The sequence below is a fragment of the Acinetobacter sp. YH12064 genome, assembly GCF_013419735.1.
GTDB classification, from domain to species: Bacteria; Pseudomonadota; Gammaproteobacteria; order Pseudomonadales; family Moraxellaceae; genus Acinetobacter; species Acinetobacter amyesii.
Window position 1 is genome coordinate 196075 of record NZ_VOZP01000001.1, and the last position, 12197, is coordinate 208271.

General features: G+C 40.6%; 13 protein-coding genes. 12 read left to right on the top strand and 1 reads right to left on the bottom strand.

Translation table 11 applies throughout. The features are described from left to right. Positions 1 to 96: 96 nt before the first annotated feature. The 8 genes from FTU13_RS01050 to FTU13_RS01085 all read left to right on the top strand — a co-directional run bounded on the left by FTU13_RS01050 (position 97) and on the right by FTU13_RS01085 (position 8165). Positions 97 to 1104, top strand: coding sequence for a sulfate ABC transporter substrate-binding protein (locus FTU13_RS01050; protein ID WP_180126471.1), 1008 nt, complete (start codon positions 97 to 99; stop codon positions 1102 to 1104). 175 nt (positions 1105 to 1279) lie between these two features. Further along, positions 1280 to 2293 carry a sulfate ABC transporter substrate-binding protein gene (locus FTU13_RS01055; protein WP_111883967.1) on the top strand — a complete coding sequence of 338 codons (1014 nt, stop codon included), beginning with the start codon at positions 1280 to 1282 and terminating at the stop codon, positions 2291 to 2293. A 33-nt stretch (positions 2294 to 2326) separates the two neighbouring features. Next, complete coding sequence (locus FTU13_RS01060; protein WP_180115007.1) at positions 2327 to 2932, top strand: alpha/beta hydrolase; 606 nt, start codon at positions 2327 to 2329, stop codon at positions 2930 to 2932. Positions 2933 to 3017: 85 nt separating this feature from the next. After that, positions 3018 to 3851 carry a sulfate ABC transporter permease subunit CysT gene (cysT, locus tag FTU13_RS01065; protein ID WP_078190342.1) on the top strand — a complete coding sequence of 278 codons (834 nt, stop codon included), beginning with the start codon at positions 3018 to 3020 and terminating at the stop codon, positions 3849 to 3851. After that, entirely contained in the window at positions 3848 to 4735 is an 888-nt protein-coding gene (gene cysW, locus FTU13_RS01070) for a sulfate ABC transporter permease subunit CysW (RefSeq protein WP_180126469.1), read from the top strand. The genes cysT and cysW overlap by 4 nt, the downstream gene beginning before the upstream one ends. Positions 4736 to 4746: 11 nt before the next feature. After that, positions 4747 to 5808 (top strand): sulfate/molybdate ABC transporter ATP-binding protein, encoded by a 1062-nt coding sequence (locus tag FTU13_RS01075; protein ID WP_111883965.1) that lies wholly within the window; start codon positions 4747 to 4749, stop codon positions 5806 to 5808. A 56-nt stretch (positions 5809 to 5864) separates the two neighbouring features. Beyond that, positions 5865 to 6788, top strand: coding sequence for a CysB family HTH-type transcriptional regulator (locus FTU13_RS01080; protein WP_078192020.1), 924 nt, complete (start codon positions 5865 to 5867; stop codon positions 6786 to 6788). A gap of 162 nt (positions 6789 to 6950) precedes the next feature. Continuing rightward, positions 6951 to 8165 (top strand): OmpP1/FadL family transporter, encoded by a 1215-nt coding sequence (locus tag FTU13_RS01085; RefSeq protein WP_180126467.1) that lies wholly within the window; start codon positions 6951 to 6953, stop codon positions 8163 to 8165. A gap of 55 nt (positions 8166 to 8220) precedes the next feature. Here FTU13_RS01085 and carO read toward each other — a convergent pair whose 3' ends face one another. Then, a complete protein-coding gene (gene carO / locus FTU13_RS01090) occupies positions 8221 to 8931 on the bottom strand; it encodes an ornithine uptake porin CarO (protein WP_180023341.1) in 711 nt (236 codons plus the stop codon). A 374-nt stretch (positions 8932 to 9305) separates the two neighbouring features. Between carO and dapD the strand changes: the two genes are divergently transcribed. The 4 genes from dapD to FTU13_RS01110 all read left to right on the top strand — a co-directional run bounded on the left by dapD (position 9306) and on the right by FTU13_RS01110 (position 12072). Further along, a complete protein-coding gene (dapD, locus tag FTU13_RS01095) occupies positions 9306 to 10127 on the top strand; it encodes a 2,3,4,5-tetrahydropyridine-2,6-dicarboxylate N-succinyltransferase (protein WP_078192022.1) in 822 nt (273 codons plus the stop codon). A 113-nt stretch (positions 10128 to 10240) separates the two neighbouring features. Continuing rightward, on the top strand, positions 10241 to 10951 hold the full coding sequence (gene queE, locus FTU13_RS01100; protein WP_180111169.1) for a 7-carboxy-7-deazaguanine synthase QueE: 711 nt from the start codon (positions 10241 to 10243) through the stop codon (positions 10949 to 10951). Between the two features lie 28 nt (positions 10952 to 10979). Beyond that, entirely contained in the window at positions 10980 to 11651 is a 672-nt protein-coding gene (gene queC, locus FTU13_RS01105; RefSeq protein ID WP_078190349.1) for a 7-cyano-7-deazaguanine synthase QueC, read from the top strand. 13 nt (positions 11652 to 11664) lie between these two features. Then, complete coding sequence (locus FTU13_RS01110) at positions 11665 to 12072, top strand: hypothetical protein (protein ID WP_078192024.1); 408 nt, start codon at positions 11665 to 11667, stop codon at positions 12070 to 12072. Positions 12073 to 12197: the final 125 nt, after the last annotated feature.

The window sequence follows — 12197 nt, forward strand, 5'->3', positions numbered from 1 at the left end:
GTTCATATTAAATTCTTTTTTAATTATTTTTTCTGCATTAAAACTACAGATATTCTTGCCTCATCCAACAAAACATGTATAAAAATTGAGGACAACATGAATCTATCGAAATTAAAACTTGGGGTTTTGGCTGCATTCATTTCTGCCACAGCATTTAGTGCATCTGCCAAAGATTTCTTAAATGTGTCATATGATCCAACCCGTGAATTGTATGACAACTTCAATAAAGACTTTAGTGTTTACTGGAAAAAAACCACAGGCCAAGACATTAACTTTAAACAATCTCATGGTGGCTCAGGCAAACAGGCTCGTGCAGTTATTGATGGTCTAGATGCCGATGTTGTTACGTTGGCTTTGGCTGCTGATATTGATGAAATTGCTGCACGTGGTTTAGTTGCAAAAGACTGGCAAAAAAAATTCCCGCAAAACTCAACGCCATATACATCGACCATTGTGTTCTTAGTGCATAAAGGCAACCCGAAAGGCATTAAAGACTGGGGCGATTTAATTAAACCGGGTGTCGACATTATTACCCCGAACCCAAAAACATCGGGTGGTGCGCGCTGGAACTATCTAGCAGCGTGGGCTTGGGCAAAACATCAAGCAGGTGGTAATGATGCAAAAGCCCAAGAATTTGTCCGTCAAATTTATAAGCAAACCAAAGTCCTCGACTCAGGTGCTCGTGGTGCAACAACTACATTCGCTGAACGTGGTATTGGTGACGTGTTATTGGCTTGGGAAAATGAAGCACATTTGGCAGTTCGTGAACAGCCGGGTAAGTTTGAGATTGTGACCCCTTCATTTTCTATCTTGGCCGAGCCGCCTGTTGCGATTGTAGAAAAAAATGCCAAGAAAGATGGCAATGAAAATTTAGCCAAAGCGTATTTAAATTATCTGTACTCACCTGCAGGTCAAACCATTGCTGCACAGAACTATTATCGTCCACGTAATGCGGCAGTTTTAGCAAAATATAAAAATGTTTTTAAACCTTTAAAACTCGTCACGATTGATAAAGAGTTTGGTGGTTGGAGCAAAGTGCAGAAAAAACATTTTGAAAATGGTGGTGTCTTTGATCAAATCGTGAAGATCAATAATTCAAAATAATGCTTTAAATACTGAAATGCATCTTCCTTTCGCATAAGGTCGATGCTTTTTTTCATAGACATGCCTTTTATCTTTTTTATTCATATAAAATTCGTTTTTAATTATTTTTTATGCATAAAGATTGGCGCTATTCTTCACCCATGTTACAGATAAAGTAAAAATTATTGAGGTTCACATGAGTATTTCCGCAAAATTAAAATTGGGTGTTCTTGCTGCCGTCATCTCGACAGTTTCTTTTGGCGCAGCTGCAAAAGACTTTTTAAACGTATCTTACGACCCAACGCGTGAACTCTATGAAAGTGTGAATAAAGACTTCAGTAAATATTGGGAAAGCCGTACAGGTCAAAAAATTAATTTTAAACAATCTCACGGCGGTTCAGGTAAACAAGCGCGTGCCGTCATTGATGGCTTAGATGCCGATGTGGTGACTTTAGCACTGGCAGCAGATATTGATGTGATTGCAGAAAAAGCCAAACTTTTACCTGCAGATTGGCAAAAGAAACTTCCGCAAAACTCAACGCCATATACCTCAACGATTGTATTCTTAGTACGTAAAGGCAACCCAAAAGCGATTAAAGATTGGGGCGATCTAGTTAAACCAGGCGTGGGTATTATCACCCCAAACCCGAAAACCTCAGGCGGTGCACGTTGGAACTATTTAGCTGCATGGGCTTGGGCAAAACATCAAGCGGGTGGGAATGATACAACGGCTCAAGAATTTGTCCGAAAAATTTATAAAAACACCAAAGTGCTCGATTCAGGCGCACGTGGTTCGACTACGACCTTTGCTGAACGTGGTATTGGTGATGTATTGCTGGCTTGGGAAAATGAAGCACATTTAGCGATTCGTGAACAACCGGGTAAATTTGAAATTGTGACCCCTTCACTTTCAATTTTAGCTGAGCCCCCTGTTGCTGTTTTAGAAAAAAACGCAGAGAAAAAAGGTAATCTTTATTTAGCCAAAGGTTATTTAAACTTCCTTTATTCACCACGTGGTCAGCAAATCGCGGCTCAGAACTTTTACCGTCCACGTAACGCTACAACGCTTGCACAATACGCATCAGTCTTTAAGCCACTTAAACTCGTAACCATTGATAAAGAATTTGGTGGTTGGGATAAAGTCCAAAAAGCACACTTTGAAAATGGCGGCGTGTTTGACCAAATCGTCAAAGCCAACAATGGAAAATAAGACCATTCATTGACTGAATCAGGAGAACTTGACATGACACATACAGTAATTGTCCCGGGTGTAGGCGGTAGTGAACACGCACATTGGCAATCTTGGTTACAACGTCAGCTCATGTCTAGCTCTCGTGTTCAGCAAAAAGACTGGAATCATCCTGTACTCAAAGACTGGATTAAACAATTCGTTCAAACCGTACGACCTTTACAGGGTGAAATTCAAATTGTGGCGCATAGCTTTGGTTGTTTAACCACGGTGGCAGCATTGGCCTTGTATCCAGAACTTAATAAAAAAATCAAAAATTTAGTTTTGGTTGCGCCAGCCAATCCAGCACGCTTTGGAGAAAACGGCTTTGCACGCGACAGTACGACGGATTACAAAGCATTTTTTCATCAGTTAAGTATTCGTGTGCCGACAACGATGTTGATTAGTGAAAATGATCCTTGGCTAGCATTTGACGATGCAAAACAACTTGCTGATGCTTGGAAGCTCTACCCTGTAAATATGGGCGCTGTGGGTCACATTAATGTTGCATCAGGTTTTGGACCATTTCCTGAAATTTTCAATTACTTAATTTCAGAAAACCACATGAAACATATCAGCTTTACTGATGAAAACAAGTATTTATTTCAATTTGCTTTTTAAGTACTGAGCATTAAGCTTGTCGCAAAATCATTTATTCAATTTTGCTGACCTTTTAAGTCAGCTTTTCTCATTTTGAGGAGTCATCATGTCGCAGCGATCCCGAGTGCTGCCAGGATTTGGTCTTTCTCTAGGCTTTACCCTAGCGTATTTATCCTTAATTGTGCTCATTCCCCTTTCAGCCGTATTTATTAAGTCTTTAGGTATCGGTTGGGATGGACTATGGGAGATTTTAAGCTCAGAACGTATTTTAAAATCGTTACAACTGAGTTTTAGTGCCGCCATTATTGCTGCGTTAGTTAATGTGGTTTTTGGTTTACTCTTAGCATGGTGCTTGGTTCGTTATACCTTCCCGGGTAAACGTATTGTCGATGCATTGGTTGATTTACCTTTTGCATTGCCAACTGCCGTTGCGGGTATTGCATTAACTTCGTTATATGCACCGACTGGTTGGATCGGTCAGTACCTTGAACCCATTGGCATTAAAGTCGCATATACCCCGATCGGTATTACCTTGGCTCTCATCTTTATTGGTATTCCTTTTGTGGTTCGTACTGTACAGCCTGTACTGAGCGACCTAGAAACTGAACTTGAAGAAGCAGCTTCTGCACTGGGTGCAAATCGCTTTCAGATTGTGACCAAAGTGATCTTACCTATTCTATTTCCTGCGCTGTTAACAGGTTTTGCTTTGGCCTTTGCTCGTGGTGTGGGTGAATATGGATCGGTGATTTTTATCGCAGGTAACCAACCCTTCAAGACTGAAATTGCCCCATTGATGATTATCTCTCGCCTTGAAGAATATGATTATGCAGGTGCGACCACGATTGCTGTTGTGATGCTGGTGATTTCTTTTGCCATTTTATTCTTAATTAACTTGGTTCAAGCATGGGCAAGTCGCCGTACAGGGAGAACTGCACGATGAATACGAACAGTAATGCGCTTGCGGAAAAATTACAGTCGCGTGATGCAACGCGTGAACCGACATGGGTTCGTTATACCCTGATCATCATTGCTTTAATTTTCTTCTTAAGCTGCCTGATTCTGCCATTGGTTTTGGTTTTCGTTGAAGCCTTTAAACAAGGTGTTGGCGTTTACTTCCAAGCACTGGTACATCCAGATACATTATCAGCAGTAAAACTTACGCTACTGACAGCTGTGATTGCCGTACCGTTGAACGTCGTCTTTGGTGTAGCTGCGGCATGGTCTGTTGCCAAGTTTAATTTCCGTGGTAAATCTATTTTAACCACGATTATTGATATGCCATTTTCAGTCTCTCCAGTTATTGCTGGCTTAATGTTGGTATTGATTTTTGGTACTCAAGGTTGGTTAGGCGGCTGGCTGATGGATAACGACATCAAAATTTTATATGCCGTTCCAGCCATTGTCCTTGCTACTGTGTTTATTACCGTTCCTTTTGTGGCACGTGAGTTGATTCCATTAATGGAAGCTCAAGGGACAGAGGAAGAAGAAGCAGCTATCGTATTGGGTGCTTCAGGCTGGCAGACTTTCTGGAAAGTGACACTTCCAAATATCAAATGGGGCTTAATCTACGGCGTGATTCTATGTAATGCACGTGCAATGGGTGAGTTTGGTGCTGTTTCTGTAGTTTCAGGTCACATTCGTGGCGAAACCAACACCTTACCGCTACACGTAGAAATCCTTTATAACGAATATACCTTTAGTGCTGCTTTTGCTGTGTCTTCACTATTAGCGCTCTTGGCGATTGTGACCCTGATTTTAAAAACATGGGTTGAACTAAGTCAGGAACGACAAGACAAGCGTAAAGAAGATTCACAAGTTTCTTAAGGAATGACCTCATGAGTATTCAAGTAAAAAATATTGAAAAACACTTTGGTGCATTCCATGCACTTAAAAATATCTCTTTAGATTTCCCTGATGGCCAGCTCGTTGCGCTGCTTGGCCCATCAGGCTGTGGCAAAACCACCCTGCTCCGTATCATTGCAGGACTTGAATCTGCCGATAGCGGTCAAGTCATTCTAGAAGGTGAAGATGCCACTAAAGTTCATGTCCGTGAACGTGAAGTTGGTTTTGTATTCCAACATTATGCACTGTTCCGTCATATGACCGTATTTGACAACATTGCTTTTGGTTTACGTGTACGCCCACGTGCAACACGCCCATCTGAAGCCGAGATCAAAAAGCGGGTTACTCGTTTGCTTGATCTTGTTCAGCTTGGTTTCTTGGCTGACCGTTACCCTGCTCAACTTTCAGGTGGTCAACGTCAACGTATTGCACTAGCACGTGCTTTAGCGGTTGAACCGCGTGTGTTATTACTGGATGAACCTTTTGGTGCATTGGATGCCAAAGTTCGTAAAGAATTACGCCGCTGGTTACGTACCTTACATGACGAACTCCACATCACCTCTATTTTCGTGACCCATGACCAAGAAGAAGCGCTTGAAGTGGCCGATCAAATCATTGTGATGAACAAAGGCAACGTAGAACAGATTGGCTCGCCACGTGAAGTTTATGAAAAACCTGCAACACCGTTTGTATTTGACTTTTTAGGTCAAGCCAACCGTTTTGAAGGTCAAAATAGCAATGGCCTCATTCAAATTGGTGAAGACCGAATTTTGTTGCCACAAAACGCCAATGCGCCGCAAGGAAATGTCATTGCCTTCGCTCGCCCTGATGAACTGCGTATTCATGCACAGCCGCAAGAAAATGCCATCCAAGCGACTTTTGTACGTGAGCTTTGGATTGCAGGTAAAGTCATTGCTGAACTGCATGACCGTCAAGGCAATCTTATTGAAATTTCATTAACGGCAGATGAAGCGAAAGCGCATCAATTCCGCCCAAATCAAACGGTATGGTTAAGTGCAACGAACTTGCATTTATTTGAAAACCAAGTTGCATAAAACAAAAAAGTTGGGGCCTTCACAAGCCCCACTTGCTTTTAAGGTAAAATAAAATTATGAATTTCCAACAATTAAGAATTATTCGAGAAACAGTACGTCAGAATTTTAATTTAACAGAAGCGTCTGCTGCACTTTACACCTCGCAGTCTGGCGTAAGTAAACACATCAAAGATCTAGAAGATGAACTTGGTGTACAGCTATTTATTCGTAAAGGTAAACGTCTACTCGGTTTAACCGAACCAGGCCAGTCATTATTGGGTATCGTTGAACGCATGCTCGTAGATGCAGATAATATTAAACGTCTGGCAGATGACTTCAACAAAGTAGATGAAGGGACTTTGACGATTGCGACCACACATACGCAAGCGCGTTATGTCTTGCCGCCGATTGTGAACCAATTTAAAAAAGAATTTCCAAAAGTTCATCTAATTTTGCAACAAGCAAGCCCTATTGAAATTACAGAAATGCTCCTTCAAGGTGAAGCGGATATCGGGATCGCAACCGAATCATTAACCAATGAAGATAACTTGGCAAGCGTGCCTTACTACAACTGGCAACACAGCATCATTACGCCTAAAGAGCACCCACTGACCCAAAAATCAAATATCACCATTGAAGATTTATCGAACTATCCAATTATTACCTATCATGGTGGTTTTACAGGTCGTTCAAAAATTGATAAAGCCTTTGAAGATTCAGGCTTTGATGTTGATATCGTGATGTCCGCACTTGATGCAGACGTTATTAAAACCTATGTTGAACTTAATATGGGAGTGGGTATTGTCAACGATGTGGCATATGACCCAGAACGAGATTACCGTTTAAAACAAATTCCTACCGATATTTTTGGTGTTAATACCACTTGGATTGCTGTTCGCAAAGGACATTTACTACGCGGTTATGGCTATGAGTTTATTTCTTTATGTTCACCAGATGCTGACATCAAAGCGTTGAAAAAAGTCGCTTACCCAGAAGACTGATAGGCCAATTAACGAATTAAAGAGGACACCTGCTGTCCTCTTTTTTTGGTAAACACATATTTTATCTAGGTTTTCTTGGCTTTATTTTTAATTGTGATTAAAATACATCCAACACAATAAAAATTAAAACCTCATTACTTCCGACCCATAAGCCAGGACATTATGAAAAATCAATTCGTCGCAGTGGCAGTCGGTATCGTCTGCCCCATACAAATCATGTATGCAGCAGGGATAGAAAACTCGGATCAATCGATCTCGGCCTTTCTTGAACCCGGAAATTATACTGAAGCCAGTTTCGCTTATGTTGATGCTCAAATTGACGGGAAAGTACAGAACCAAGCTTCAATTAGTGAACTAGGCGTAACTGATTTTTCTACAGGGAATCTCGCCCATCAACAATTTTCTGGGAAATTGGCACTCAAAATTCAAGCACATGAAAATATTTCTGCGGGAGTAATTTATGAGCAACCTTTTCATACTGATATCAGTTATCAATATAGTCCTCGCTTACCAGATAGCTCAAATATCGATATTGAAAGCGCCGATATTAACTTTAGAACGCATAACCTAACTGGACTGGTAGGCTATCAACCCAATAATAATTGGAACATTTATAGCGGTTTAAGCCTACAAACATTTAAAGGTGATTTAAAAATTTCTGGACAACAATATGCTGCTCTCAATGGCTACCATGCCGATTTTAAACAAGATGAAGCGCTTGGTTGGCTGCTCGGATTCAGTTATCAAATCCCTGAATATGCTATTAAAACTAGCCTAACCTATCGTTCAAAAATCAAACATGAAAATAAGACCTCTGAATCAACTTTATATTCAAATGGTCCTTTTCAATTAGTACCAGACACCCATACCTCCATTCAAACGCCACAAAGCGTCAATTTTGAATTTCAAACAGCCATTAGCCCATACAATGTTGTATATGGCACAGTTCGGTGGATTAATTGGAAAGATTTCAACATTCAGCCACCGCAGTTTAATGCCGTGCTTCAATACGCAGCACTCGATCCACAATACCGTGATTTAGCTGATATCCAATTGGTGGAATATCAGAAAGATCAATGGTCAGGAAAGTTGGGCATTGCACATCAATTGAATCCGAGTTGGCTCGCTGCTGCAGAATTTATTTGGGACAACGGGACAGGAAATGCGGCGTCTACCTTAAACCCAAGTGATGGCTATCGAGGTTTAGGTTTAGGTATGATGCATAAATTTAACCCGAACAATTTTCTAGCAACTGGCTTGTATTATCTGAAACTCTCAAAACCATCAAATACTGAAACATCTCATATTTCAGGTCTTGCAAGTGTCTCAGACAATGATGCCATGATCTATGGTCTGAAATTTGGTCACAGATTTTAAACGCTTTCAAAAAAAAAAAACGAGCCGAAGCTCGTTTTTTTGTTTCAGTAAGAACTTACCAATGGTAGCTCACACCTACTTTACCTACTGGAAGCCATTCATATTTGTCATCTTGTTCGATGCTACGTTCATGGTCAGCAAGTAATTCGCGGTCAGCAGCAGTACCACCAACAGCCGTTAATTTTGCAGTTGGATTACCAGTGTAATAAGCACCTACTTCACCGAATACGCCCCAGTTTTTATTTAATTTTGGTGCAAAACCAAAACCTAGGTATGGTGCGATATCGTTATCGTAAGACACTTTACCGTTTAGGCGTTCGAAAGAAGTTTCTTTACCATCAATTTCGATTTCACCGCTTTTCGCTGTAGATTTCAAACCATATTCAGTGTCGATATAACCTACACCCGCAGCAACATAAAGGCCTTGAGCCCATGGATTAGCACTTGCACCCCAAGGACGAACTTCTGCATTTAAATAACCAACTTTGTTATCCATATCCATGTCGTATTTTACGCCATCGACAGATAAGTCATCAGACCATGAAATATCACCACCGTTATAACCTAATGCAAGGCCGACGTATGGGTTCGCAGTCCAAAGTAACGCACCACCATAACCAGTCGTACCCACTTCTAGACGAGCGCCAGTTGGGATAAGTTGGTTTTGATCAAATGCATAGCCATCATGAACTACAGAGGTATCTGCCATTGCAGTACCTGCAGCAGTAAGTAGAGCAGCTACTGTTAATAAACGTAATGATTTCATGTGTTTCTCCTCAAAATAAACTCTTATTCAGATTTTACAGACTTGTTATATGGCACATGTTAAAAGGAAACACAGCTCAACATTTATGCAAATTTACTGATTTTTTGTTAACTTTTGATACATTTAGATTTTAATATTGATTAATAAAGAGTTTTTGTTTCATTTTTTTAAATATAATAATGATGTTAAGGAACAATTCTGTATATTTTGCGTATTTTTTATACAAACCTTATGAAAATGCTAAATTCATCACTCTTAATTTCTTGGATTTAGTGCTTGCTTAATAATTAATTCCGATCCTAGGCCGATTTACCATCTATTTTTAACTCGATTTAGTGTAAAATCTTGGAAAATTTTTTTCTGGATGGAAGAACATGTCTCAGCTTTCAACAATCATTGAACAAGCGTTTGAAGACCGTGCTAATTTCACTGCAGCTGACTGTCCTGCTGAAGTACGTACAGCAGTAGAAGAAGTGATCGCTGGCCTAGATAACGGTACATTACGTGTTGCTGAAAAAATTGATGGTGAATGGATTGTTCATCAATGGGTGAAAAAAGCCGTTTTGCTTTCATTCAAATTGAACGACAACAAACCAATGGAAGCTTGTGACTTACGCTTCTATGACAAAGTTGATACTAAGTTCTCTGACTGGACTGAAGAACAATTTAAAGCTGCTGGTGTACGTGTAGTACCACCTGCTGTAGCACGTAAAGGTTCTTTCCAAGCAAAAAATGTTGTATTGATGCCTTCATATGTCAATATTGGTGCATATGTTGACGAAGGTACAATGGTTGATACATGGGCAACCGTTGGTTCATGTGCTCAAATTGGTAAAAATGTTCACTTATCTGGTGGCGTTGGTATTGGTGGCGTTCTTGAACCACTTCAAGCGAATCCAACAATTATTGAAGACAATTGCTTTATCGGCGCGCGTTCTGAGATCGTTGAAGGTGTGATCGTAGAAGAAGGTTCTGTGATTTCAATGGGCGTATTCATTGGTCAGTCGACTAAGATTTATGACCGTGAAACTGGAGAAATCCATTACGGCCGTGTTCCTGCTGGTTCTGTTGTGGTTTCTGGTAGCTTGCCGTCTAAATGCGGTAAATACAGCCTCTACGCTGCAGTAATCGTGAAAAAAGTTGACGCGAAAACTCGTGCGAAAACAAGCTTGAACGAATTATTACGCGAAGACTAAGTCTTTATTTCAGCGGAGCATTCATGTTCCGTGGAGCCTCTATCGCTCCTCGTCTCTACGGTTAGCAATAATCGTAGAGATTTTTTGTTTTTTTATATCTGGTTAATTTTGTTATGAGTACCCTTCGATCTTCCGCTATTCCTGTTTCTGATCCGTCTGCGGGTTTACGTATTACGGAGATTTTTTATTCATTGCAAGGTGAAGCCAATACCGCAGGTTTGCCTACGGTCTTTATCCGCTTAACGGGCTGTCCGTTACGTTGCACTTATTGTGATACAACCTATTCGTTTGAAGGCGGTGAACGCCAATCATTAGAAGAAATTATTCAAACTACTTTAGATTTTAAAACCCCTTATATTTGCGTGACGGGTGGTGAGCCGCTTGCTCAACCGAACGCCCTTCCCCTCATGACTCGTCTGGCCGATTTAGGCTGCGAAGTTTCTTTAGAAACAAGTGGAGCTTTAGACGTGTCTAAAGTTGACCCACGTGTTTCAAAGGTTATGGATTTAAAAACCCCGACATCGGGTGAAGTTGCACGAAACTTGCTTAGCAACTTCGACCATTTAACAGCGCATGATCAGATCAAATTTGTGATTTGTAATCGTGAAGACTATGAATGGTCAAAACAGCAAGTTGAGCGCTATAAGCTAAACGAAAAAGTTAGCACCATTTGGTTCTCTCCGGCCTTTGCCGTTGAAAAAGGTGCTGTTCGTTTGCCTCAGCTTGCACGTGATTTAGCACAATGGATTTTAGAAGACCATCTCCCTGTTCGCTTCCAATTGCAATTACATAAATTGCTTTGGAACGATGAAACTGGTCGTTAAGTTTTAAAGAATTATTGGAGTAATGCATATGCGCCCTCGTGCCATAGTTTTATTGTCTGGCGGCTTAGACTCAACCACTTGTTTAGCTTGGGCTCAAGCACGTTATGAATGTATTGCCTTAAGTTTTATGTATGGTCAACGTTCTACGACAGAACTGGATGCTGCTCGTGAGTTAACTAAGCAGGCTGGTGTAGAACATCGTGTCATTAATATCGATTTAGGTAACTTAGGTGGCTCTGCGTTAACTGACCATAGCATTGAAGTTCCTGATCATGAACAAGCCGGTATTCCTGTAACTTATGTACCAGCGCGTAACACGATTTTCTTGTCATATGCTTTAGCTGCGGCGGAAGTTTTTGGTGCAGAAGCAATTGTCATTGGTATTAATGCAGTTGATTACTCAGGCTATCCAGACTGTCGTCCAGAGTTTATCGAAGCATTTGCCAACATGGCTCGCCTTGCAACAAAGGTTGGCGTTGAAGGAAAACCACTTAAATTTGAAACACCTCTGTTACATTTATCCAAAGCAAATATCATTCGCTTAGGTATAGAACATGGCGTAGACTACAGTCAAACGGTGTCTTGCTATCAAGCAGATGACCAAGGTCGTGCTTGCGGTAAATGCGATAGCTGCCGTCTTCGTAAACAAGGTTTCGTTGACGCAGGTGTTGAAGATCCGACACGTTACATACCGAAATAACAAGGTAGGGTTTATGAAAAATTTAAAATCAAACATTATTCTTTCTGCTGCTTTCTCTGCAGCTGCATTGTTTGCTTCAGTTGCACACGCTGACAACGACAAGCTTCAACAAGCATATAAGAGCACTAACGTAAAATCTTCGTTAATTAATGTTTGTAAAGAAGAAACCGGCAAAGGTAAAAAACTAACTGCCGCTGAAGTTAGCAAATACTGTACTTGTGCTGTTGAAGCAGATGGTCGTTTAACCAATGCTCAAAAATGGGAAATCCAAAGCACAATCAACCAGAAGAAAAGCCCTGCAACACTCGCTTTTGTTCAAAAACAAAATAAAGACCTTCAAGCATGTTTCGGTCCTCAGTTAACAGGTAAATTAAAAAATTTAACTGAAGAAGCAATGAAATCTGCTCAAGCGAAAAAATAATTTTCGTCTTAAAAAAGCCTGCAAATGCAGGCTTTTTTATTGCTTTAAGTTCAAAGTAAATTCTGTATGATGGTCATATTTCACATACTTTGTTTAAGCCCCTTTAGGGATAAGACACGAAAAAG